Here is a 24,610-nt window from a genome sequence, read left to right as displayed (position 1 = left end):
CAGCACAGACAAGCGCAGCAAATAGCCCCGCCAGGCCACGACCCCATGGTCGGATTCCATATCTTCGACGCCATGCCGCGCAGCAATTGACCCTCGCGCCCTTGACGCTGCCGCGCAAGCCTGAACATGTATACAGCAACCACTATACTGCGGCGCGGCCCCCGCCCGCCACCCATAAAAGAGCCCGCCAAGATGCTGCTGCTAATCGACAACTACGATTCCTTTACCTACAATCTGGTGCACTATTTGGGTGAACTGGGCTGCGAGATGCAGGTGCATCGCAATGACGCGCTGACCGTGCAGGATGCCATGGCGCTCAAACCCAAGGGCATTCTGCTCTCGCCTGGGCCCAAGGCACCTGAACAGGCTGGCATATGCCTCGCGCTGACACAGGCAGCGGCAGAGACCGGCACACCGCTTTTGGGGGTTTGCCTTGGCCATCAGACCATCGGCCAGGCCTTTGGTGGCAAGGTGGTGCGCTGCCACGAAATCGTACATGGCAAGATGGGGCAGATGCAGCACAGCAATACCGGGCTGTTTGCCGGGTTGCCCAGCCCCTTTGCGGCGACGCGCTATCATTCACTGGTGGTGGATCGTGACAGCCTGCCGGACTGCCTGGCAATCACCGCCGAACTGGAAGACGGAACCATCATGGGGCTGCAACACCGCAGCCTGCCTATCCATGGCGTCCAGTTCCACCCCGAATCCATTGCATCCGAACATGGCCATGCCCTGCTAAAAAACTTTCTTGACGACATGCAAAAGGTGCCCGCATGAGCGATCCGATGAAGCCCCTGCTGAATGCGGTTGCCGACCGCCCCCTGAGCCGCAGCGAAGCCGAGCAGGCCTTTACCCTTCTGTTTGAAGGCGAAGCGACACCCAGCCAGATTGGCGGGCTTCTGATGGCCCTGCGCACCCGTGGCGAAACGGTCGATGAATATACCGCCGCTGCCACGGTGATGCGGGCCAAGTGCAATACTGTCGCCGCCCCGGCAGGCGCGATGGATATCGTCGGCACTGGCGGCGACGGCAAGCATACGCTGAATATTTCAACCGCCACCGCCTTTGTCACCGCAGGCGCAGGGGTTGTGGTGGCAAAACACGGCAACCGCAACCTGTCGTCGCGCTCGGGCACTGCGGATGTACAGACGCAGATGGGCATCAATGTCATGGTGCCCCCTGCGGTGGTTGAACGCGCCCTCGCACAGTGCGGCATTGCCTTCATGATGGCGCCCATGCACCATCCGGCCGTGGCCCATGTGATGCCCACCCGCCAGGAACTTGGTACAAGAACGATATTTAACATATTGGGACCATTGACAAACCCTGCAGGCGTCACGCGACAGTTGACCGGCGCCTTTAGCCGAGATCTGATCCGCCCGATGGCCGAAACCCTGGGCCAGCTCGGATCTGAACGCGCCTGGTTGGTGCATGGATCTGACGGCACGGACGAGTTGACCATCACCGGCATCAGCTGGGTCTCGGCGCTGGAAGAAGACGGCCAGATCCGCGATTTCGAACTGCACCCTGAAGAGGCCGGGCTGCCTGTGCATCCCTTTGAGGCAATTGTCGGCGGCAGCCCAGCGGATAACGCGACCGCCTTTCGTTCCCTGCTCGACGGGGATCAAGGTGCCTACCGCGATGCTGTCTTGCTGAACTCTGCCGCCGCATTGGTGGTGGCCAATGCAGCCGGGTCGCTGACAGAAGGCGTTGAAATGGCGCGGCACAGCATTGATTCCGGTGCGGCAAAATCCAAGCTGGCAGCGCTTGCCGAAATCACCACGTCAGCCGGATGACCCTGCCCCCAGCGCGCATAGCTGACGGCGGCAAGCCACAGGCAGACACGGCCAGTTTGAACGATACCTCTGCCATCGGCGACTGGGCCGATCTGGCGTTTTTCGACCAAGACTGGCCAGCTATCCGGGCGCAGATCGCAACTGATCAGCGCCAGATCCTGCCACCTTCGCCGCAGCGTTTTGCCGCCCTGGCCCTGACCCAAGCGGCGCAAACGCGGGTGGTGATCCTTGGCCAGGACCCCTATCCAACCCCCGGCCACGCCAATGGGTTGGCCTTTTCAACCGCGCCTGACGTCACCCCGCTACCGCGCTCTCTTTCAAATATATTCAAAGAGTTACAAGACGACATTGGCGTATGCCCTGCCACCGGGGATTTGCAAGGCTGGGCCCGTCAGGGGGTTTTGTTGCTGAACACAGCACTTTCTGTACCGGCGGGTGAGGCCAACGGCCACAAGCATCTCGGCTGGGAGAAGCTGGCGCAGCAGGCGATTGCAAAGACTTCAATTGTGCCGACCGCCTATGTATTGTGGGGTAAACAAGCGCAAAGGCTTGAAAAACATATCCATCCGGGCGATCACTTGGTCTTGAAAAGCGCCCATCCCTCACCGCTCTCCGCGCATCGCGGTTTTTTTGGCTCGCGGCCCTTTTCGGCGATAAACACTTGGCTTGTTGCCCGTGGGTCCAAGCCGATAAATTGGGCGGGCTAGTCGGCCTGCCGAAATGCTGGCCTGATGGCAAACCGGACCGAATGCGACATACAATGATAAACACTAAGACCGAAAGGCAGGGACATGGCTGAAAATGTGCTGGACAAGATCAAAGCCTACAAGCTGGAAGAAATAGCTGCCGACAAGGCCGCCAAGCCACTGTCCGCGCTTGAGGCCGAAGCCCGCGACGCCTCTGCACCACGCGGCTTTGCCAAGGCTCTGTCCGCGGCATCACGCGATGGCTATGGGCTCATCGCTGAAATAAAGAAAGCAAGCCCTTCCAAAGGCTTGATCCGGGAAGATTTTGCCCCAGCGGCGCTGGCAGAGGCCTACGAACAGGGGGGGGCCGCCTGCCTGTCCGTGCTGACCGATACGCCCAGTTTCCAAGGCGCAAAATCCTTTTTGGTGGAAGCCCGCGAGGCCTGCACCCTGCCCGCCCTGCGCAAGGATTTCATGTATGATACCTATCAGGTCGCCGAGGCCCGTGCCCTTGGCGCTGATTGCATCCTGATCATCTTGGCCTCTGTCACCGACAACCAGGCGGCAGAACTGGAAGACTGCGCCATGGGCTGGGGCATGGACGTGCTGCTTGAAGTTCACGATGAAGCAGAGCTGGAGCGCGCCTCGCTGCTGAAATCGCCCTTGATGGGCATCAATAACCGCAATCTCAAAACCTTTGAGACGACATTGGACACCACCCGGCAGCTGTCGCGGCTGGTCCCGGCCGGGCGCACCATCATCTGTGAAAGCGGCCTGTCAACACCGCAAGATCTGGCCGATATGGCCCGTTACGGTGCCCGTAGTTTTCTGATTGGTGAATCGTTGATGCGGCAGGATGACGTGGCCCAGGCCACCCGCAACCTGCTTGCCACCCCCCTAACCCCCGGAGCACTGTAGGTATGGCGCTAACCCATTTCGACGGGAAGGGAGATGCCCATATGGTGGATGTCTCTGATAAAGCTGTTACTGCGCGCATTGCGACAGCAACGGGCGAGATCAGCATGGCGCCCGAAACCTTTGAAATCATTTCACAAGGCAAGGCAAAAAAGGGCGATGTGCTCAGTGTCGCAAGGCTCGCCGGTATTATGGGAGCAAAAAAAACCCCTGAACTGATCCCCCTGTGTCACCCCCTGCCGATCACCAAGGTTGCAGTTGAATTAACCCTGGATCCCGCCCTGCCTGGTGTGCAGGTCACCGCCACTGTCAAAACAACCGGCCAAACTGGTGTAGAGATGGAGGCGCTCACGGCTGTATCCATCGCCTGTCTGACGATCTATGACATGGCAAAGGCCGTGGATAAGGCGATGCAAATTGGCGGCATCCGTGTTGTTCTTAAAGACGGTGGAAAATCAGGTCTGTACGAGGCATAGATGATTTCAGTTTCCGAGGCCCACGCGGCCCTATTGGATCTTTGCGCGACACTAGAGATCGAAGATGTCCCCCTGAGTCAGGCGGCAAACCGGGTCCTGGCGCAGGACGTCCACGCCCGCCGCGACCAGCCGCCCTTTTCCGCCTCGGCCATGGACGGCTATGCCGTAAAGGCCGAAGAGGTGGAATTACACGCGATGTTCCAGGTGGTCGGAGAAGCCGCTGCAGGACATCGATATGACGCGCCACTCAAGCCCGGTCAGGCGGTCAGAATTTTCACCGGCGCGCCGCTGCCCGTCGGCGCAAATTTTGTTGTTATTCAAGAGGATGTCAGCCGAAAAAAAGACCTGATCACCATCGTCAACCAACCTGGGCCCTCTGACAATATTCGCCCAAGAGCTGGCGACTTTTGTAATGGTCAGTGCCTTACGGCCCCGCGGATTTTGCGGCCTGCAGATGTTGCTCTCTTGGCGGCCATGAACATCCCCAACATTCCGGTCCGCCGTCGCCCCATTGTTGCCCTTATTTCTACGGGCGATGAATTGGTCATGCCAGGGGAAACCCCGGGCCCGGATCAAATCATCGCCTCTAATACCTTTGGGCTAAAGGCGATGCTCGAAAGTTTTGGTGCCGACGCGCGTATACTTCCAATCGCACAAGACAATATCGCCTCCCTGCGCACTGCTTTCTCTCTGACCGCAGGCGCTGACCTGATTGTCACAATTGGCGGTGCCTCGGTTGGAGACCATGATCTTGTCGCAAGGGTTGCCGCCGACCTTGGCATGGAGCGCGCATTTTACAAGGTTGCTATGCGTCCGGGCAAACCGCTTATGGCCGGGCGGCTGCAGGGCACTCCGATGGTTGGATTGCCTGGAAACCCTGTATCCGCAATGGTTTGCGGTCATGTCTTTCTACAACCGATGATCCGCCAAATGTGCGGGCTACCGGCCCAGCTCTGCCAAATTTCGATGGCCCGGCTTTCTCATCCCACCAAAGGGAACGGCCCGCGCCAACACTATATGCGCGCCACCGTTTCCAACGGCGAAATCACCGTGGCAGACAACCAGGACAGCGCGCTGCTCACGGTGCTATCAGCAGCCAATGCGCTTCTAATTCTCCCACCGCATGAACCCGCCCATGACGCCGGTGACACGGTGCAATACCTACCGCTCTGAACTCAAAACAGTCCGCCCCGTTTGTCGGAATAGTTTAAGCAACTGCCTTTTTACAATTGGACCTCCATTTTCCAGGCCTGCCTTTTCGCTTCGCCAGAAGAGATATTATTATTCGCTTATAGAACAAAAAATGAACAAGCGGAGTAAAACTCTCATAAAAACCTCAAAGCATGCTTGAAGCATTGACACAAAACGGGAACATGAGTAGAACAAATGCCAATTACGGGTTGAAAGGGGCAGTCATGCTGACAAAGAAGCAGTTGGATCTATTGAACTTCATTCATCGTCGCCTGCAGAAGGACGGTGTTCCCCCTAGTTTTGATGAAATGAAAGTTGCGTTGGATCTTCGCTCCAAATCGGGGATCCATCGGCTTATCACAGCCCTCGAGGAACGCGGCTTTATTCGTCGCCTTGCCCACCGAGCCCGGGCCATTGAAATCCTGCGCCTACCTGAGAATATGAGCCCTCCTCCCATGTCCTCTCCGCCACCGAAGAGCAGCGTCGCCACGCCTTCCCCGGGACCACTGCGGGAGACGCGCCAATCGACGGCGCAGCCGGTCGCCACCGCGCAGGAGATCCCTGTCATGGGCCGCATCGCGGCAGGTGTTCCAATCGAAGCAATCAATCAAATCAGCCATCAAATTGCAATTCCGCAAACCATGCTATCTTCGAATGGCAAGCACTACGCATTGGAGGTTCGCGGCGATTCCATGATCAATGCAGGCATCAATGATGGCGACACCGTTGTGATCCGCGAAACGAATACAGCTGATGATGGCGACATTGTCGTCGCCTTGGTGGCCGATGAAGAAGCCACCCTAAAAAGACTGTTCCGCAGGAATGGCCTTGTCGTGCTGGAGGCTGAAAACCCAGCATATGAAGCGCGCAGCTATTCTGAAGATCAGGTCAAGGTTCAGGGACGGTTGGTCGGTTTGATCCGCAGCTACTAGTGGTTTTGCCCATGGCGAATGGCAAGGACGAGGCCTTCACCTTCTCCAAGGACGGGACCAGGGGCGGTTTCCTGCAACGTCACGGGCTGAAACAAGGATGCCATCAGAACCTATTTTGATGCTTCCACTGCGCAGCAACAGGGCAGGAGTGAGAATTCGACAGGGCCCTCGCAAGTCCAAGGCGACATTGGTCACCACAAGATCTGCTGCGGAACACTCTGTTTGAGCGCGCGCCTGCCTTTTGCCAACAACATGGGTCAGGCTGAAACCCAGGATCTTTATTCTGCGCAGGCCACCTGCCTTTGGGGGGGCTGGCTCTGGCACCGAGGGGGCGGATAGAGAGGATGCACTCCAGCGTGCCGCTGCCTGTGCTTGTTCACTCAGGTCTCCATCTGCGGCCAACCATGACCTGGCTACATATCCTTTCGCCGCCTTGCGCGACACCGCCCGTCCAGCAGGGGTCAAGACTCCAACCAGGCCGCCATCAGATGAGATCAAGACAACCGGTCTGCTGCTGCCTGCCCATCCCCCTAGGGAGAGCAGAATGACAGGAATCCCACACCAACGCAGCCGCCCTCCCTGCCAGAGCAGCGGGATCAGTGCCCCAAGGGAAAAGACAGGCAAGACCCAGCTATTTGGCGATGGGACGCCACTTTGGGCATTGGGAAAGCCCGATACCCAAGTCGCCACCCATAGTATCCAACGCAGCCCCCGCTCTAACAGCCAAAACCCGACCTCTTCCAGACCAAATGGCGCAAGACAGAGGGACAGCACCGCCGACGGAACAACCACAGCCCCCATGACGGGCACCGCCAGAACATTCGCCACCAACCCATAGTGAGACAGAGTATTGAAGTGCGCCGCGCCAAAGGGGGCGGTTGCGAGGCCTGCAACTGCAGAGGAAATCACGACTGTGAAGACCGGGCGCAGCCAGGTCGGCCCCAGCTTCCAGGGCTGCAACCGGATCCATCCAAAGACCGCCACTAATGCGGTCGTGGCGGCAAAGCTCATCTGGAAACCTGGGCTCAGCAGGGTTTCAGGTCGGCGCAAAAGCACAAGAATCGCGGCCACCGCAACCGCCCGCAAGGACAGGGCCCGCCGATCCAGCAAGACCGCACAGAGCAGGACCGAAACCATGATAAAGGCCCGTTCTGTTGAAACATTTCCGCCGGAGATACCGAGATAGACCATTGCCGTGACCAGCGCTGCACCGGCGGAAATTTTCTTGACATTCCAACGCAACGCAAAGGGTGGGCAAAGGCAAAGGCCGAACCTGAGAAAGGCAAAGACAAACCCGGACAACAGCCCCATGTGTAGTCCGGAAATCGCCAAGAGATGCGAAAGGTTACTTGCGCGCAGCGCCGTAGTGACCTGCTGCGTCACGCCGCTGCGGTCCCCGGCAATGATCGCTGCGGCAAACCCACTGATCGCAGGATCCAAACGATGCTGCACCAGCTGCGACAGGTTCTGACGGAACCGTTGCAGCGCCAGGCCGGACTGCGGTGGCATCACGGTCAGAACGGGATTGCGGGTGTAACCATTGGCCCCAAGTTGTAAAAACCAGGCATGGCGTCGGTAGTCAAACCCGCCTGGTTCACTGGGGCCCTGCGGCGGCATCAGATGCCCGGTGGTGGCAACCCGCGCGCCAATCAGCGGCGTTCTTTGCGTCGGCCCAAGGGACAGGCGCACCCGTTCAGGTGTTTTGGCCGGTGCGACCCGCACAAGGCGCACCTGATCCAGCGTCATCCGAAGCGCCCCGCTGCCCGAACGATCCAGGGCAATCACACGCCCCTCGATCGGGCCAAAATAGCGAAAGCTCAGAATGGGGGCAGAAACCTGATAGCTGCGCGAGGCGGTGATGCAAAATCCCAGTCCGGCCAGAAATATGGCCATTGCCAGCATCCCGCGTATATCGCTTTTGCGGATAAAAAACAGCGCCACGATCATAGTCAGAAAAAGAGAGCCAAAGATCAGCGCGTCTGGGTCACGTTTCAGACAAAAGAAGCTGCCAATGCCCAGCCCGATGCAGACAGGCCCCCAGGCCAACAGATGGCCACGCTGCGCCTGCAGTGCATGATCGGCACCCCGCAAGAGCCGCATGGTTGCTCCAAGCCACGCGGCCCGGTACATAGGCGGAAAATCTCGCTCATATTTGGTTTCCAAAGGTAGATCACCTCATGTCCAAACCGGTCGTCACCCGATTCGCCCCCTCTCCTACAGGCTATTTGCACATTGGTGGTGCGCGCACCGCCTTGTTTAACTGGCTTTTTGCGCGCGGGCGGGGTGGGAAATTCCTGCTGCGCATCGAAGACACTGATCGCGCCCGCTCCACTCCAGAGGCCACCGCCGCCATTTTGCAGGGCATGGCCTGGTTGGGCCTGGATCATGATGGCGAGATTGTCAGCCAATTTGCAGGTGCCAGTCGCCACGCAGAGGTCGCACAGCAGCTCTTGGCTGCGGGCAAGGCCTACAAGTGTTTTGCCAGTCAGGAAGAGATCGCAGCCTTCCGCGAGGCGGCAAAGGCTGAAGGCAAATCAACGCTTTACCGCTCTCCTTGGCGCGACGCGGATGCCGCCAGCCATCCGGATGCGCCCTTTGTGATCCGCATCAAGGCACCAACCACGGGCACCACGGTGATTCACGACCAGGTCCAGGGTGATGTTACCATTCAAAACGACCAGCTGGATGATATGATTCTTCTGCGCTCGGATGGAACGCCGGTCTACATGCTGGCGGTTGTGGTTGATGACCACGATATGGGCGTCACCCATGTCATTCGCGGTGATGACCACCTGAACAATGCCGCGCGCCAGATGATGATCTATGATGCCATGGGCTGGGAGGTTCCTATCTGGGCCCATATTCCGCTTATTCATGGGCCCGATGGAAAAAAACTGTCCAAACGGCATGGGGCGCTTGGCGCGCAGGAATATCAGGCCATGGGTTATAGCGCGGCTGGCATGCGCAATTACCTGGCCCGCCTGGGCTGGAGCCACGGCGACGACGAATTCTTCAGCGACGCGCAGGCGAAAGAATGGTTCGGCCTGGAAGCAATCGGCAAAAGCCCGGCACGTTTTGACACCAAGAAGCTGGAAAACCTGTCTGGCCAGCATATTGCTGTTAGCGATGACGCCGCATTGCGGCAAGAAATACAATCCTACCTGCAGGCGGCTGGCAAACCACCGCTAGATGACGTAAAGTCAGCAAATCTTGAACGGGCAATGTATTGTCTGAAAGATCGGGCGCGTACCTTCCCGGACCTTCTTGAAAAAGCACATTTTGTTCTGGTTTCGCGACCGATTGAACCCGATGCAAAAGCGGCTAAGGCACTGGCATCTGTATCCGACGGTATACTGTCTCAATTGACGCCGCAGCTGCAAAGTGCTAGCTGGACGCGTGACGATCTTGAGGCGCTTCTCAATCAGTTTGCAGAAGCCCATGACACCAAGTTCGGCAAACTGGCCGCCCCCCTGCGGGCCGTGCTGGCCGGCCGTGCCGTAACACCGTCGGTGTTTGATATGATGCTGATCCTGGGCCGCGAAGAAACCTTGGCCCGGCTCAATGACGCCACAGGCGAATCCTGCCCTTAACCGGTCAGAAAGCCTGTTCCGCTAACACCTCACCTGCGCGCCCTGCGCGCAGGTACTGCCTGCACCCAGCCCGGAACATACTTCCGGGTTTTTGTGCCTGATACAGGAAGGAACATCTATGACCGAGACACAGAAGACCGCAAAGCTCAGCCTGAATGGCCAAGACTATGAGCTTCCCATTTTCTCGCCGACCGCTGGGCCTGATGTTCTGGACATTCGTAAACTCTACGCCCAAGCCGGCGTTTTTACATATGATCCGGGTTTCACCTCGACCGCCAGCTGCGACAGCACCATCACCTTCATCGACGGTGGCAAGGGTGAATTGCTGCACCGTGGCTATCCCATCGACCAGCTTGCCTCGCAATCGCACTATCTGGAAGTCTGCTATCTGCTTCTTTACGGTGAGCTGCCAACCGCGACACAACTGGAAGATTTTGAAGCGCGTGTGACCCGTCACACCATGGTGCATGAACAGATGCACAACTTCTTCCGTGGGTTCCGCCGCGATGCGCATCCAATGGCAACGCTGGTTGGTGTTGTCGGCGCGATGTCTGCCTTCTACCACGATTCCACTGATATTTCTGATCCCTGGCAGCGCGAAGTTGCCTCGATCCGCCTGATTGCGAAGCTGCCGACAATTGCGGCCATGGCCTATAAATACTCTATCGGCCAGCCATTTGTGTATCCGCGCAACGATCTGGACTACGCTGCAAACTTCCTGCACATGTGCTTCTCGGTTCCGGCCGAAGAATACAACGTGAACCCGATCCTGAGCCGCGCAATGGACCGGATTTTCACCCTGCACGCCGATCACGAACAAAACGCCTCTACTTCGACTGTGCGTCTGGCCTCTTCTTCTGGTGCAAATCCCTTTGCCTGTATCGCAGCCGGCATTGCCTGCCTTTGGGGTCCGGCCCATGGCGGCGCCAACCAGGCCTGCCTGGAAATGCTGAAAGAGATCGGTACGGTTGACCGCATTCCCGAATTCATCGCCCGCGCCAAGGATAAGGATGATCCTTTCCGCCTGATGGGTTTTGGTCACCGGGTATATAAGAACACCGATCCACGCGCCACCGTGCTGAAACAATCCGCCGATGAGGTGCTTGAACTGCTGGGTGTGGAAGACAACCCACTGCTGCAGGTCGCCAAAGAGCTGGAACAGACCGCACTGAATGATCCCTATTTCAAGGAAAAGAAACTTTTCCCGAATGTGGATTTCTATTCCGGCATCATTCTGGAAGCCATGGGTTTCCCGACCTCGATGTTCACGCCGATCTTCGCGCTGTCGCGCACCGTTGGCTGGATCTCGCAGTGGAAAGAAATGATCGCAGATCCACAAAACAAAATTGGCCGCCCACGTCAGCTCTATCTGGGGCAGACCACGCGCGACTATGTCGATATCGAAAACCGCTAATCTGCGGCGCGACAGATAAACAGATGCAAAGCCTCGCCTTCTCGGCGGGGCTTTTCTTGTTTCATCGGGGCCGTTCGTCCCCGTCCCCCTGGGCAGTCCAAGCACCATATCGGTGCGTCCCGGCGCGCTGGGGATTAGCCTTGGATAAAAGACAATTGGCGTCGAATGTCGGGATTGTTCAAATCAAATCGATTTTTCAACTCAAATTGAAATCAATTTCCCTATTATTCGCGCAAAGATTGCAGTAATTTTTATGAAATATTTATATTTTCTGGGGGAATTTTCATGTTGTGGATGGCTCTGTTGGGGGTTGGCCTCATTGCAGGCGTTGCCTTCATTATTGATGATGATGATGACGACAACATTTCAAGCGATACTGACGGCGGTTCGGACACCAGTGGTGGTGGAGATACCGGTGGTGGAGATACTGGCGGCGGTGACGACACAGGCGGTACCGACACAGGCGGCGGCGATAGCATCGATCCCTTCACCGGTGCCAGCGGTGACGACGAAATTGTCGGAGACGAAACTGACAACACCATTCTTGGCAAAAACGGCACCGATAACCTAGACGGTGGTGACGGCGATGACCGGGTCTTTGGCGACGGCGGTCATGACACAGTCCAGGGGGGCGCGGGCGATGACAGCGTCTTTGGTGGCCATGGCAATGATCTGGTCATGGGCGGCGAGGACGACGACCAAAGCCGTGGCGGTCGTGACGATGACGTACTGATTGACGCCACCGGCACTGATACATTGCACGGCGACGGAGGCAATGACGTGATTGTCGCCAGCGGCACCATGGACGCCACTGCCGAGGCTGAATTTCTGGCCAATCCAGAGCCTGACAACGGCATTGCCAACCTGCTCGACCAACTGCAAATCGACTTCTCAGACGATAGCGATACCGAAGGGGACCATGTCTTTGGCGGTTCCGGGGATGACACGGTCATCTTTGGTGTGAATGATACGGTCACCGGTGGCAGCGGCGCTGACACACTGCTGACGGCCTCTTGGCTGGAAGGCGGTGACGCCGCAACTGTCACCGATTTCACCCCGGATGAAGATCGTTTGATCTACGCCTATGATCCCGCAGACGGCGAGCCAGACCTGTCGATGGAGATGGTAGAAAATGACGACGGAACCTCGGATGCGGTGATCTCGGCCAATGGCGCCGTGGTGATACGGGTTGAAGACCAGGATGACTCGTTTGATCTGGCCGAACATCTACTGCTGGTGAACGGCGTCCGAAGCGGGTAACCCGCGTTGGGTTTGCCCTGAAGGCGCCAAGAGTTGTGATTTCCCCGTGCCGGACCTGCCAGTCCGGTGCGGGTTTTTCAATTTGCGATAGGTCATGAAAAAACCGACGGGATCAGACCCGTCGGTTTCATGCCGTCTCTTTCTGTCCTTGGGCCGCGCGCCTGATATGCAATGTGCCCTCAGCGCTTGTCGCCTTCACGCGACGGGCCTGCCTGCTTGATTTCGCAAGTGTGCCAGATGCGCAAGACCGGTCACCGGTCTTGCGCAATATGTTCTAGCGCCCTTCGAACTTGGCCGGGCGTTTTTCCAGAAAGGCTGTAACACCTTCGTTGAAATCGCGGGTCTTGCCGCATTCCCCCTGCAGATGTGCCTCTTGCGACAGCTGTTCAGACAGAGAGTTACCATAGCTGTCGCGGATCGCCGTTTTGATGGCGCCAAAGGCCTTGGTCGGGCCATTCGCCAGATAGGCGGCGCGGGCGCGCCAATGGGCATCAAAATCCTCGTCTGGGATGGCTTCCCAGATCATGCCCCAATCACTGGCCTGTTTGGCCGAGATCTTATCGGCAAATAGTGCCGCGCCCATGGCCTTGGCCAGGCCCATCTGGCGTGGCAGGAACCAGGTGCCCCCTGCATCCGGCATCAGGCCGATCCGCGCAAAAGCCTGCAGAAAATAGGCGCTCTCTGTCGCGATGACCACATCCGCCGCCAGCGCCAGATTGGCCCCAGCCCCGGCCACCGGACCGTTGATCACCGACAGGGTGGGCACCGGGCAATCGTAGATCGCCTCCAACATCGGGGTGTATTCGTCGCGCAGGGTGCGCTCCAGATCCAGATCGCTATTGCCAGAGGCATCGCTCAGATCCTGGCCCGAACAAAAGGCGGTGCCAGCCCCGGTCAGAACAATGGCGCGGGCCTCCTCGGCAGCGCGCTTCATCGCATGGGTGATTTCGGCCCGCATCTGGCCGGTCAGGGCGTTCATCTTGGTCGGACGGTTCAGGGTGACAATCGCCAGACCATCGTCAAGCCGGTAGAGAATTTCCTTGTAGTCCATCACAGCCTCATTTCTATGCAGTTGGTCACAGGGCCAAGTTGGCCATCCTGGCCATAACCCTGCCGCAATGCGCAGGAACCGCAAGTCCGGACCCGGCGTCACATGAACCAGTTTTATTGATCTAGAATTTTGTTCAGGCGGGCCTGCTCTTCGTCATTCAGATCGGCGTCCCCCTCTGCCGCGGCAGCCCGACCACGGGCGCGCATATAGCCCCCCGCCATCGCCAAAGCCAGCAGCAACATCAAAGGACCCGCCGCCCAAAGCAGCCAGTTCGCCCCGGTGGTGGTAGGCCGCAGCAGCACATATTCGCCGTAGCGATCTACCACGAACTCGATCACCTCTGAGTTGCTGTCCCCTGCCACCAGGCGCTCGCGCACCAGGATGCGCAGATCGCGGGCCAGCTCGGCGTTGGATTCATCAATATTCTCATTTCGACAAACCAGGCAGCGCAGATCCTGCGAAAGCTCACGCGCGCGCTCTTCCAGAACTGGATCGCCTAGCACCTCATCCGGTTGCACCGCAGCCGAGGATGTCGGCAGCAAGGCGATACACATGGCCAGCGCCAAGGTCAGGGCACCGAAATAGGGTTTCAAACCGGTCATTCTGCGGCCACCCCTGTTGGTTTGACGCTACCCGCCTGCCCTCTGCCAGCGCCCGCAGCCACGCGGAACCGTCGATCACTCAGGCTGAGCAAACCGCCAAGCGCCATCAGCAGACAACCGCCCCAGATCCAGTTGGCCAGGGGTTTGATATAGGTCCGTACGGTCCAGCCGCCATTGTCCTGCTGATCGCCGATCACCACGTAAAGGTCGCGCAGCAGCCGGTAATCGATGGCAGCCTCGGTGGTGGGCATCTTGGCTACGGGATAGTCACGTTTTTCAGGATAGAGCACCGCAACATCGCTACCAGACCTGCGCACCGAAACCGTGCCCATTGTGGTAAAGTAGTTCGGGCCACGCGCCCGTTCGACCGAGTCGAGCGTCAAGCTATAAGCGCCAACCGTAAAGGGCTGGCCAATCTGCGCAACGCGGATGTCTTCCTGTTCCCAGGCGGTCAGCCCGGCAATGGCAAAGATGGTGACGCCAAGCCCTGCATGGGCTGTGGCCTTGCCCCAATCCGCCCGTGGCAGGCGCAACATACGCCCCAGGCTGCCGGTGCGGCCCCACAGATCCACCGCAGCACCAAAGACCACCCAGGCCCCGACAAACAGCCCTATAGGCCCAAGCCCCGACCGGCCAGTCTGCATCGCCCAGGCCAGCACCGCCAGCGCCAGCGCCAGCCCGAAGGCATAGCGCAGCTTGTACAAGGTACGACGCAGCTTGCCGCGTTTCCACGGCATCATGGCCCCAATCGGCAAGGCCGCGCCCAAAAGCACCATAAAGGGCGTAAAGGCAGCGTTGAAGAAGGGGGGGCCAACCGACAGCTTCCGGTCAAAGGCCATCTCGGCCACGATCGGCCACAGGGTACCAAAGAAGACCACAAAGCACCCCACCGCCAGCAAGATGTTATTGGTCACCAGCGCCCCTTCGCGGCTGACCAGCCCAAAGACGCCACGCGCCTGCATCGACTGGGCCCGGGCTGCAAACAGCGTCAGCGCCCCGCCGGTAAAGAAGGCAAGGATCATCAGAATGAAAATCCCGCGCTCGGAATCATTGGCAAAGGCATGCACCGAGGTCAGAAGGCCAGAGCGCACGATAAAGGTACCGATCAGCGAAAAGCCAAAGGCAAGAATGGCCAGAAGGATTGTCCAGCTCTTCAGGGCTTCGCGCTTTTCCACCACGATGGCAGAGTGCAACAACGCAGCCGCCAGCAGCCAGGGCATGAAAGAGGCGTTTTCAACCGGATCCCAGAACCAGAAACCGCCCCAGCCCAATTCGTAATAGGCCCACCAGCTGCCAAGCGCGATGCCGATGGTCAAAAAGATCCAGGCCGCCAGGGTCCATGGGCGCACCCACCGCGCCCAGGCCGCATCCACCCGGCCTTCGATCAGGGCGGCCACGGCAAAGGAAAAGGCCATAGAAAGGCCGACATAGCCCAGGTAAAGAAAGGGCGGATGAAAGGCGAGACCGGGATCCTGCAACAGCGGGTTCAGATCCTGGCCATCAAAGGGCGGCACCGACAGGCGCAAGAAAGGGTTTGATGTGAACAGGATAAAGGCAAAGAACGCCACCCCGATCGAGGCCTGAACCGCCAGAACCCGCGCCTTCAATGTCTGCGGCAGCCCATTGCCAAAGACCGAAGCCAAAGCCCCAAACAGGGCCACGATCAACACCCAAAGCAGCATGGAGCCTTCGTGGTTTCCCCAGGTCCCGGAAATTTTATACAGCATCGGCTTGGCCGAATGGCTGTTCAAGGTCACCAGCCGCAGCGAGAAATCAGAGGTGACAAAGGCCCAGACCAGCGCACCAAAGGCAAAAGCGGTGAAAAAGAACTGCGCCTGTGCGGCCGGTTCAGCCACGGCCATCCAGCCCGGCCAGCGTTTCTGGGCTCCGATCAGCGGCACCACCATCTGCACGATGGCAATCATGAAGGCGAGGATAAGGGCGAAATGTCCGAGCTCTGTAATCATGTCTTTTTCTATAGTCCTAAGCCAGCAGGAGGCAAATGGAAAACCCCGCGTCCCGCCGCCGCAGGCAATCGCGATTGAGTGATGTCTTGTACCAGGATCCCCGCCCCTGCACCGGTGGCACAGTGGCAAAGATATGCGCGAACCCTATGCTGCAATCAGCTTTCAGGATCTTGGTAAACGCCCTGCTCTTTTAGCGCATCCACCACTTCTTTGGGCATGTAGGTTTCGTCGTGTTTGGCAAGGATTTCAGAGGCTTCAAACACACCGTTTACCAGGCTTCCGGTGCCAACCATGCCCTGGTTCTCTTCGAACAGATCCGGCAGAACGCCGGTAAAGGTCACCGGAACCGTGGCACCGCCATCGGTCACGGAAAAGCGCACCACTTCGCCCTGGCCGCGTATCAGGCTGCCATCCTCAACCAGGCCACCAATGCGAAAAACCTCGCTCGCGGGGGGCGGGGTTTCCACCACCTGGCTGGGAGAGCGGAAATAGTTGATGCCGTCTTTCAGTGCAGTCCCAATCGCAACGGTGGAAACCACCAAGGCAACCACCGCAAGGGCGACCACCTGAATACGACGTTGTTTTTTAAGGTTTTTCATCTGCACAACTTTCGTTTGCGATCAGGGGAAGAGCGGCGCCATCATCAGCCCGGCTGTTTCCTCTTCACCTAACATCAGATTGGCATTCTGCAAGGCCTGGCCGCTGCTACCTTTTGTCAGGTTATCCAGCGCGGCAAAGACAATTGCGCGCCCCTCCAGGCGATCCGCTGCGACCCCAATATGGCAGAAGTTTGATCCCCGCACATGATGCGTGCTGGGCGCTTCGCCAAAGGGCAGAACCTCGATGAAGGGTTCATCGCCATATGCCACTGCCAGAGCCTGATGGATCGCACGCGCATCGCCTTTCACATAGGTGGTCGCCAGAATGCCGCGATTGGCCGGCACCAGATGCGGGGTGAACTGCACCTTGACGGGCCGTCCGGCAAGGGCCGAAAATTCCTGATCAAACTCCCCCAGATGTCGATGGGTACTGCCAATGGCATAGGCGTTATATCCCTCGCTCAGCTCGGCGTGCAGCAGATTTTCCTTGAGCGCCCGCCCGGCCCCGGAGACCGCACATTTCAGATCCAGAATAATCTCGTCCAGATCAATCAGCCCCGCGGTGATCAGGGGGCGCAGCGCAAACTGGCCAGTAGCCGCGTTGCAGCCGGTACCGGCTACCAGACGTGCGGTTTTGATCTCTTCGCGGTAAAATTCGCTAAGGCCATAGACCGCCTCTTTCTGCTGTGCGAGGGCGCTATGCGGGTTGCCATACCATTTTTCATATTCCGCTGGATCCCGCAGCCGGAAATCCGCTGACAGATCAACGATCTTCAGCGTGTTCGGCAGCGCGGCAATCACTTCCTGGCTGGTCTTATGCGGCAGGGCACAGAAACACAGGTCGATCTCGGCAAAGTCGATTTCGCTGATTTTACAAAGCACTGGCAGATCAATGTGACGCAGATGCGGAAAGACCTCTGCCATGGTCAGCCCGGCCTTACGTTCAGCAGAAAGGGCCGCGATTTCGATATTGGGGTGATTTTCAATCAGCCGGACCAGCTCTGCGCCCGTGTAGCCGCTGGCGCCAAGAATTGCCACTTTATGGGTCATGTCGGACCTCGTCTTGATATGTTGGTGGGTCAGTCCCAGCCGAATACCGGCGAGACAAAGGGAAATAACGTGATCTGTCGTTGTTCTGGGTCATACTCTCGCGAGATTTGGCCAAGCTGACCTGCGATGGTATTCCCAAATCGACGGCCCGACGTATCAGGCTGCTTGGAAAGAGATCTGTCGTCGCAAAAACTGCGTTGCGCGGTCACTGACACGATCAGGATTACCGGTGGTGTAGTAGCCGCCCGCGCCCGACCCCTGCATATGTGGGTGGCGCTGTAGATAATCCGCCAGACTGTCGGCCACCAGTTTGCCCTGACTAAAGACCTTTACGTCGGCGCCCAAGGCATCCTGGAAGCAGGATTCCAGCAAGGGGTAATGAGTGCACCCCAAAATGGCAGCCTGCGGCTCGGGCATCTTGCGCTTTAAGGCCTCGACATGGCTGCGCACCAGGGCTTCGGCCAGGATCATATCACCGTCTTCTATGGCATCAACGATGCCACCGCAGGCCTGGGCCTCGACGTCGACACCAATGGCGCGAAAGGCCAGTTCACGCTGGAAGGCGCGGCTGGAAACCGTTGCAGGCGTTGCAAAAAGTGCGACATGTTTTACGGCAACTTCACGCGGCGGGCTATTGTCACCCCACTGACGTTCGGTCATCGCCTCGATCAGGGGGACAAAGACGCCAAGCACCCGCTTGCCCGCAGGCAGGCCCTCTTCCTGCATCCGCCGCAGCGCCGCCGCTGATGCTGTGTTGCAGGCCAGAATGACCAGATCGCAGCCCTTTGACCACATATCCTGCACCGCAGATTTGGTCAGCTGATAGATGTCTTCAGCGTCGCGCACACCATAGGGTGCCCGCGCACTGTCTGCATAATACAAAAAATCCACGTCCGGCAGACGGGATTGGGCGGCTTTCAGGACGGTCAGCCCGCCGAGGCCGGAATCAAAGATACCAACAGCCATGGTCTCACTTTCAGGCCCGTATTTCAGGCGCGATGCTTTTCCTCGAACTCAAACCCATAGTCATAGGATTTGAGTGGTTTCGGAGACAGCTCATACGTGGCTTTGCGCAGGAAATCCATCATTCCTTTTGTATCCCCCACCAGAGGGTTCAATCTGTCGCGCCCGATAGGCGCACCAATGACAACTTTCACGGGGGTATCGACGCGGTTTTTGAATTCCTTGATCAGCAACCCCATGCGCAGGGTCGCATGCAAATGGCTGGCGATCTGAAACAGCCGCGAGGTATGGCCGTCAAAATAGACCGGCACCACCACCGCGTCTGATTTGGCCACCATCCGCGCGGTAAAGCCGCGCCAGCGCGGATCCATCGGATGGGCAAAGGGGTGCACCCCGGTTGAAACTGTCCCGCCGGGAAAGATCCCGATGGCACCGCCCTGCCCCAGATAGCCAAGCGCGGTCTTGCGGGTCTGTATGTTCAAGCGCAGGGCCTCTTTGCTGGCGGCAAAAGAGATCGGCAGCACCGCCCGCTCCAGATCACTGGCTTTACGAAACACCTGATGCGCCAGAATGCGGAAATCGCCACGCGCGTCGGCCAGGATCTTACCCATCATCAACCCATCCAGAATACCATAGGGGTGGTTGGCAATCAGGATCACCGGTTGATCCCTGGGGATATTGCAGATCGCGCCGCCGACCACATCCAGGCTCAGCCCATAGCGCTTTGCGATGACGTTCCAAAAATCCGCACCAGCCTGCAACTCCTGCTCATAGCCTTTGGCGCGCTTGATCAACTGCAGGCGGCCAGTGGTGTTTTCCATCAGGCGGATAACCGCCCGCCCAGCCAGGCTTTCAGCGGAATGGGCATAGGAAATCTGTCGCGCGATCTGCTGCGGGTTGCCAGGGGCACCGCCTGTCACTTCGACGGAGATTGCGGCACTGTCAGGGCGGGTCATTGGCTGCCTCATTGCTGCGGCAGGCAGGCACCTGCCCCCTACACGTCGCAGCGAGGGGTAACAGGGGTATGACAAAATGGCGACAGGGCATTCATCCCTGCGCATTTTTCCTGCACGGGGCGCAGAATCACACCGCAAAGAAGCGCCAGATATTCTGGCACTTCCTTTTATTTACAACACCCTAGCGACCAAAGCGAAGGTCATTCAGCGGCATTTTTTGCCGGGTTTCCAGCCTGGCTGAGCGCGATCAGCAGCTCCTCGCGGCGCTTGGCCGCCTTGGCTTCGCTTTCCAGTTTGACCGGGCCAAAGCCACGGATCTGCAAGGGCAGCTCTGCCAGGGCGATAAGCGCATCGCGCGTGTCTGCGTTCAACTGGGGCAGCCAGGCCTTCATATCCGCCTCATACTGCTTGATCAAAGCACGCTCCATCTTGCGTTCAGCGGTATAGCCGAACAGATCCAGCGGCGTACCGCGCAGCGACTTCATCTTGGCCAGCAGACGCAACCACCGGGTCAAACCGGGGCCAAACTTGCGCTTTTGCGGACGGCCATTGACCAGCTTGCCCCCAAAGATTGGCGGCGCCAGATTGTAAGAGACCCTGAGATCGCCTTCAAACTCTGCGGCTACTTTTTCATGGCTCGATAGCAAAAGCCGGGCAACTTCGTATTCATCCTTATAGGCCAGAAGTTTATGATAGCCCTTGGCAACGGCTTCTTTCAGCGCGGGATCGGTAATGCCCGAGAGCAGTTTGGCATATCGCTTGGCCAGCCCAGCCCCCTGATAGGCCACCAACTGATCGCTACGGAAGGAAATCTTGTCCTCCAGCGTTTTTGGCATCTCGACCACATTGGACGGCTTGGAGATCCGGGCGGCCTCTGCCGGGTCAACCACAGCCCAGCGGCCGATCTCAAAGGCGCGCAGATTGCGATCGACCGCAGCACCATTCAGGGCAATCGCCTCGGTGATGGCGTCATGGCTGACCGGGATCAGCCCCTGCTGCCAGGCCGCGCCAAAGACCATCATATTGGAGAAAATCGAATCCCCCATGGTCGCGCGCGCAAGTTCAGAGGCATCAAACAGCGCCAGCTTATCCTGCAGTCGCGCTTGAAGAGCAACTTCCAAACGGTCGGTAGGCAAATGGAAATTAGTGTCACGGGTGAAATCACCGGTGATGATTTCATGGCTGTTGACCACCCCGCCGGTACGACCGGTTTTCATCAAACCAATGGTCTTGGCCCCGGCGCTGACCACCAGATCACCGCCGATCAGCGCGTCGGCCTCACCGGTAGAGACCCGAATGGCGCTAATGTCTTCGGGGCGTTTCGCCAGTCGGCAGTGGATATGCACAGCGCCGCCCTTTTGGGCGAGACCAGCCATTTCCATCATACCAGCCCCCATACCATCAATCTGGGCTGCCTGTGCCAACACGGCGCCGATGGTCACAACCCCGGTGCCACCAACCCCGGTGATCACCACATTATGGGTGCCGTCAATCTCAGGCAGTTTGGGATCAGGCAGATCTGGCAATTTCAACTCTGCTGTTGCTTCCTTGCGGATCTTGGCGCCCTCAACCGTGAGGAACGAGGGGCAAAACCCGTTGAGGCAAGAAAAATCCTTGTTGCAAGAGCTTTGATCGATCGCTCGCTTGCGGCCCAGTTCCGTTTCCTTTGGCACAATAGAGACGCAGTTGGACTGAATACCGCAATCGCCACAGCCTTCGCAGACATCCGGGTTGATAAAGACCCGCTGATCCGGATCAGGGAACTGGCCCCGCTTGCGCCGACGGCGTTTTTCTGCGGCACAGGTCTGGATGTAGATGATGGCCGAGACGCCTTCGACCTCTTCGAATTCTCTTTGGACATCCATCAGTTCGGCGCGTTCATGCATCCGCATACCCGCCGGGAACAGCTTGGCGTCTATGTCTTCCTTGTCATCATAGACCACGGCGATGGTCTTCATGCCCATGGCCTTTAGCTCATGTGCGATCTGATGCGCGGTCAATCCACCCTCGGCCTGCTGGCCACCAGTCATGGCAACCGCATCGTTATACAGGATTTTATAAGTGATATTGGTGCCCTCTGCGAGGGCCGCGCGGATCGCCTGAACGCCAGAGTGGTTATAGGTACCATCGCCGAGGTTCTGGAACACATGCTTCCGGTTGGAAAACGGTGCCTCACCGATCCAGTTGGCGCCCTCGCCGCCCATATGGGTGAACCCGGTGGTTTCACGGTCCATCCACTGCACCATGAAGTGGCAACCAATGCCTGCGTAGGCGCGACTACCTTCGGGAAGTCTGGTTGAAGAGTTATGCGGGCAGCCCGAACAGAAATAGGGCAGACGCGCTGCAATTTCTTCGACATTGTCCGCCCGTCTTGCATCATCCAGCGATGCGAGGCCAGCCTTGATCGCCTCTGTATCGCGGCCCTCTTCGATCAGGATACCGCCGAGCTTTTCAGCGATCATAATCGGATCAAGTGCATATTTTGTTGGGAACAGCTCCTCGCGATGCGTGGAACCTGCGCCCCCCTTGTACCAGCCATAGACCCGGCGGCCCCGGCGGTCATCAAAAATCGCCTCTTTGATCTGGATCTCGATCAGCTTGCGCTTTTCTTCGACAACCACAATGAGATCAAGGCCTTCGGCCCAGACGTTAAAGCCTTTCATATCCATTGGCCAGGTCTGACCAACCTTATAGGTGGTGATGCCCAGACGTTCGGCCATTGCTTCATCGATGTTCAGCAGATCCAACGCATGCACCAGGTCCAGCCAGTTTTTGCCCGCAGCCACAAAACCGATCTTGGCCCCCGGCTTACCCCAGACCCGTTTGTCCATCTTGTTGGCATGGCTAAAGGCTTCGGCGGCAAAGCGCTTGTAATCGATAATACGGTCTTCCTGCTGGAAGCGATCATCCGCCAGCCGGATATTCAACCCATCGGCTGGCATGTCAAATTCTGGCCGCACCAGCTGCACCCGATCCGGATTGCCATCGACAACCGAGGTCACCTCGATGGTGTCCTTCATCGTCTTCAGGCCAACCCAAAGCCCGGAAAAACGGCTGAGTTCATATCCGTAGATGCCATAATCAAGGATCTCCTGCACCCCAGCCGGGCTGAGAACCGGCAGGTAGCAATCCAGCAGTGACCATTCTGATTGGTGCAGCACTGTCGAGCTCTCGCCGGTGTGGTCGTCGCCCATGGCAACCAGAACACCGCCGTTTTTTGAGCTGCCTGCCATATTCGCATGGCGGAAGGCATCGCCCGAGCGGTCAACCCCAGGCCCCTTGCCGTACCACAGGCCAAAAACACCGTCATATTTGCCTTCGCCGCGGATTTCGGCCTGTTGCGCGCCCCACAGGGCGGTCACAGCCAGATCTTCGTTCAGACCGTATTGAAAGGTCACATCGGCACCTTTCAGGTGTTTTTCCGCCCGGTTCATCTGTATGTCCACCGCCCCCAGAGGTGAACCACGATACCCCGTCACCAGACCAGCAGTATTCAACCCCGCCGCCTTGTCACGCGCCTTTTGCATCAGCATCAGGCGCACCAGCGCCTGTGTACCATTCAACATGACGGGCGATTTGCTCAGGTCAAATTTGTCATTGAGCGAGATCTTTTGCGTGCTCATCCGGGCCTCCCAACCATAAATTAGCTTGCAGTGCTTTGCCCAATATTAGGTCATAATTGTTGACCTGTATAGGCGGTTTTTCCATTTTTCCCTCGCGTTGTCGCGGGAAATTGATAAACCCTTGTGATTTCATATAGTCTGTTACAAACAGATCGAAAGAGGCGGATATGGATTGGGATAAGCTCAGAATTTTTCATGCGGTCGCCGATGCCGGCAGCCTGACCCATGCAGGCGACAAGTTGAACCTGTCCCAATCTGCGGTCAGCCGACAGGTGCGCGCGCTTGAAGAAAGCCTGAATGCAACGCTGTTTCACCGCCATGCGCGCGGCTTGATTCTGACCGAACAGGGTGAATTGCTGTTTGATGCCACCAAATCCATGTCAATGCGGCTTGAGGCGGCATCGGCCCGGATCCGCGACAGCGAGGAAGAGGTGTTTGGCGAGCTCCGCGTCACCACGACCTTTGGCTTTGGCACCCTCTGGCTGGCACCACGCCTGACCAAGCTGTTTGACAAATACCCCAACCTTAAGATCGATCTGATGCTGGAAGAGCGGGTGCTTGACCTGCCAATGCGCGAAGCCGATGTGGCGATCCGCATGAAAGAGCCAAGCCAGGCGGATCTGGTGCGCAAGCGTCTGATGACCGTGCAAATGCAGCTCTATGCGTCGCGCAAGTATCTGGATCGCAACGGCATCCCGCAGGTGCCGGAAGATATCAGTGCCCACCGCTTGATCTGCCAGAACCAGCGCTCGGCGCAGGTGGGTCAGGCTGCGGTGCTGGTGCAGCGGCTGATGACGCATAATCCTGGCTCACTGCTGACGGTGAACAACTATTTTGGTGTCTTGCAGGGGGTCCTGCATGACCTGGGAATTGGCATCCTGCCCGACTATGTCACAGAGGACTTTCCGGATCTGGTCGAAGTGCTGCCCAATGACGATAACAGTGGCGTGCCGGTCTATCTGGCATACCCGGAAGAGCTGCGTCATTCTCAACGAGTTTCCGCCTTCCGTGACTTTGTCCAGACAGAGATCATGGCGCACCGCAAAAACATGAAAGAGCTTGGCAAAATCTGATCGCCGCAGGGTCCGCAGCAAGCCATGCAATAAACGCATAGCGGAAATGTCCATTAACGGAACTAAAACCCTTGAAGGGGCAGCACCATAACCCTAAATGAAGCGCATGAAGACAACGGCACTTGCCAGTCTTCATACCTCCCTGTTGGACTTCGGCCGAGCTTAGTGCTCGGCCTTTTTTTTGGGCCTTTTGCCAGCAGGCCGGGCTTTGGCCCCTTTGGTGGCTTTGGACATAAGCGCAAACAGCCCTCGCCCGATGTGCTTGGCCGAAGATGTCGCTGCCCGGCGCGCGCCGCAAGCGCTCTGGGGCTCTTTGCGCTCTGCGCGTCGCGGATGCCGCATATTTGTGCGCATTCTCGCGGTCCCGCACAACAACCGGGCAGGCCTGTGCCTCATGCACCGCTGATTTCGCCAGGCCCGCCTTGGCCCGACCAGAGCGCCCGCCAGCGGACTGCGCCATAAGAAA

General features: G+C 58.1%; 20 protein-coding genes. 11 read left to right on the top strand and 9 right to left on the bottom strand.

What is annotated here, in order from left to right; all coding sequences use genetic code 11:
* The first annotated feature begins 192 nt into the window (after positions 1-192).
* From P2081_RS03820 to lexA, 7 genes are all read left to right on the top strand, one after another.
* The gene (locus tag P2081_RS03820) at positions 193-777 is read left to right on the top strand and encodes an anthranilate synthase component II (RefSeq protein WP_278921563.1); all 585 of its coding nucleotides are present in this window, start codon (positions 193-195) and stop codon (positions 775-777) included.
* Positions 774-1,796 (top strand): anthranilate phosphoribosyltransferase, encoded by a 1,023-nt coding sequence (gene trpD / locus P2081_RS03815; protein ID WP_278921562.1) that lies wholly within the window; start codon positions 774-776, stop codon positions 1,794-1,796. Before P2081_RS03820 ends, trpD begins: the two co-directional genes overlap by 4 nt.
* Positions 1,793-2,503 (top strand): uracil-DNA glycosylase, encoded by a 711-nt coding sequence (locus P2081_RS03810; protein WP_278921561.1) that lies wholly within the window; start codon positions 1,793-1,795, stop codon positions 2,501-2,503. The genes trpD and P2081_RS03810 overlap by 4 nt, the downstream gene beginning before the upstream one ends.
* A gap of 84 nt (positions 2,504-2,587) precedes the next feature.
* Positions 2,588-3,400 carry an indole-3-glycerol phosphate synthase TrpC gene (gene trpC, locus P2081_RS03805; protein WP_278921560.1) on the top strand — a complete coding sequence of 271 codons (813 nt, stop codon included), beginning with the start codon at positions 2,588-2,590 and terminating at the stop codon, positions 3,398-3,400.
* 2 nt (positions 3,401-3,402) lie between these two features.
* Positions 3,403-3,873, top strand: coding sequence for a cyclic pyranopterin monophosphate synthase MoaC (gene moaC, locus P2081_RS03800; RefSeq protein ID WP_278921559.1), 471 nt, complete (start codon positions 3,403-3,405; stop codon positions 3,871-3,873).
* Positions 3,874-5,046 carry a molybdopterin molybdotransferase MoeA gene (locus tag P2081_RS03795; protein ID WP_278921558.1) on the top strand — a complete coding sequence of 391 codons (1,173 nt, stop codon included), beginning with the start codon at positions 3,874-3,876 and terminating at the stop codon, positions 5,044-5,046.
* A gap of 242 nt (positions 5,047-5,288) precedes the next feature.
* Positions 5,289-5,996 (top strand): transcriptional repressor LexA, encoded by a 708-nt coding sequence (lexA, locus tag P2081_RS03790; RefSeq protein WP_278921557.1) that lies wholly within the window; start codon positions 5,289-5,291, stop codon positions 5,994-5,996.
* Positions 5,997-6,032: 36 nt separating this feature from the next.
* On the opposite strand, the gene P2081_RS03785 is transcribed toward lexA, so the two are convergent.
* On the bottom strand, positions 6,033-8,096 hold the full coding sequence (locus P2081_RS03785; RefSeq protein ID WP_278921556.1) for a ComEC/Rec2 family competence protein: 2,064 nt from the start codon (positions 8,094-8,096) through the stop codon (positions 6,033-6,035).
* Between the two features lie 77 nt (positions 8,097-8,173).
* On the opposite strand from P2081_RS03785, the gene gltX reads away from it, so the two are divergent.
* The 3 genes from gltX to P2081_RS03770 all read left to right on the top strand — a co-directional run bounded on the left by gltX (position 8,174) and on the right by P2081_RS03770 (position 12,260).
* Complete coding sequence (gene gltX / locus P2081_RS03780; RefSeq protein ID WP_278921555.1) at positions 8,174-9,586, top strand: glutamate--tRNA ligase; 1,413 nt, start codon at positions 8,174-8,176, stop codon at positions 9,584-9,586.
* A gap of 118 nt (positions 9,587-9,704) precedes the next feature.
* Entirely contained in the window at positions 9,705-11,000 is a 1,296-nt protein-coding gene (gltA, locus tag P2081_RS03775; protein ID WP_278921554.1) for a citrate synthase, read from the top strand.
* Positions 11,001-11,285: 285 nt separating this feature from the next.
* Positions 11,286-12,260: a calcium-binding protein gene (locus tag P2081_RS03770; RefSeq protein WP_278921553.1), complete on the top strand. Its 975-nt coding sequence runs from the start codon at positions 11,286-11,288 to the stop codon at positions 12,258-12,260.
* Between the two features lie 274 nt (positions 12,261-12,534).
* On the opposite strand, the gene P2081_RS03765 is transcribed toward P2081_RS03770, so the two are convergent.
* The 8 genes from P2081_RS03765 to P2081_RS03730 form a co-directional block, all read right to left on the bottom strand.
* Entirely contained in the window at positions 12,535-13,311 is a 777-nt protein-coding gene (locus P2081_RS03765; RefSeq protein ID WP_278921552.1) for an enoyl-CoA hydratase-related protein, read from the bottom strand.
* 113 nt (positions 13,312-13,424) lie between these two features.
* Positions 13,425-13,913 (bottom strand): cytochrome c-type biogenesis protein, encoded by a 489-nt coding sequence (locus P2081_RS03760; protein ID WP_438826525.1) that lies wholly within the window; start codon positions 13,911-13,913, stop codon positions 13,425-13,427.
* On the bottom strand, positions 13,910-15,880 hold the full coding sequence (locus tag P2081_RS03755) for a heme lyase CcmF/NrfE family subunit (protein WP_278921551.1): 1,971 nt from the start codon (positions 15,878-15,880) through the stop codon (positions 13,910-13,912). The genes P2081_RS03760 and P2081_RS03755 overlap by 4 nt, the downstream gene beginning before the upstream one ends.
* Positions 15,881-16,035: 155 nt before the next feature.
* On the bottom strand, positions 16,036-16,479 hold the full coding sequence (gene ccmE / locus P2081_RS03750; RefSeq protein ID WP_278921550.1) for a cytochrome c maturation protein CcmE: 444 nt from the start codon (positions 16,477-16,479) through the stop codon (positions 16,036-16,038).
* Between the two features lie 21 nt (positions 16,480-16,500).
* The gene (gene argC, locus P2081_RS03745; RefSeq protein WP_278921549.1) at positions 16,501-17,529 is read right to left on the bottom strand and encodes an N-acetyl-gamma-glutamyl-phosphate reductase; all 1,029 of its coding nucleotides are present in this window, start codon (positions 17,527-17,529) and stop codon (positions 16,501-16,503) included.
* Between the two features lie 156 nt (positions 17,530-17,685).
* Positions 17,686-18,495 (bottom strand): glutamate racemase, encoded by an 810-nt coding sequence (gene murI / locus P2081_RS03740; protein ID WP_278921548.1) that lies wholly within the window; start codon positions 18,493-18,495, stop codon positions 17,686-17,688.
* Between the two features lie 23 nt (positions 18,496-18,518).
* Positions 18,519-19,448 carry a lysophospholipid acyltransferase family protein gene (locus tag P2081_RS03735; RefSeq protein WP_278921547.1) on the bottom strand — a complete coding sequence of 310 codons (930 nt, stop codon included), beginning with the start codon at positions 19,446-19,448 and terminating at the stop codon, positions 18,519-18,521.
* 200 nt (positions 19,449-19,648) lie between these two features.
* On the bottom strand, positions 19,649-23,071 hold the full coding sequence (locus P2081_RS03730; protein WP_278921546.1) for an indolepyruvate ferredoxin oxidoreductase family protein: 3,423 nt from the start codon (positions 23,069-23,071) through the stop codon (positions 19,649-19,651).
* Between the two features lie 167 nt (positions 23,072-23,238).
* Between P2081_RS03730 and P2081_RS03725 the strand changes: the two genes are divergently transcribed.
* Positions 23,239-24,144, top strand: coding sequence for a LysR family transcriptional regulator (locus P2081_RS03725; protein ID WP_278921545.1), 906 nt, complete (start codon positions 23,239-23,241; stop codon positions 24,142-24,144).
* The last annotated feature ends 466 nt before the right edge of the window (positions 24,145-24,610 follow it).

It is taken from the genome of Pseudophaeobacter profundi, assembly GCF_029697505.1.
Classification (GTDB): domain Bacteria; phylum Pseudomonadota; class Alphaproteobacteria; order Rhodobacterales; family Rhodobacteraceae; genus Pseudophaeobacter; species Pseudophaeobacter profundi.
Note: the sequence above shows the minus strand (reverse complement) of the source record. Positions and strands in the feature narration are given on the sequence as shown.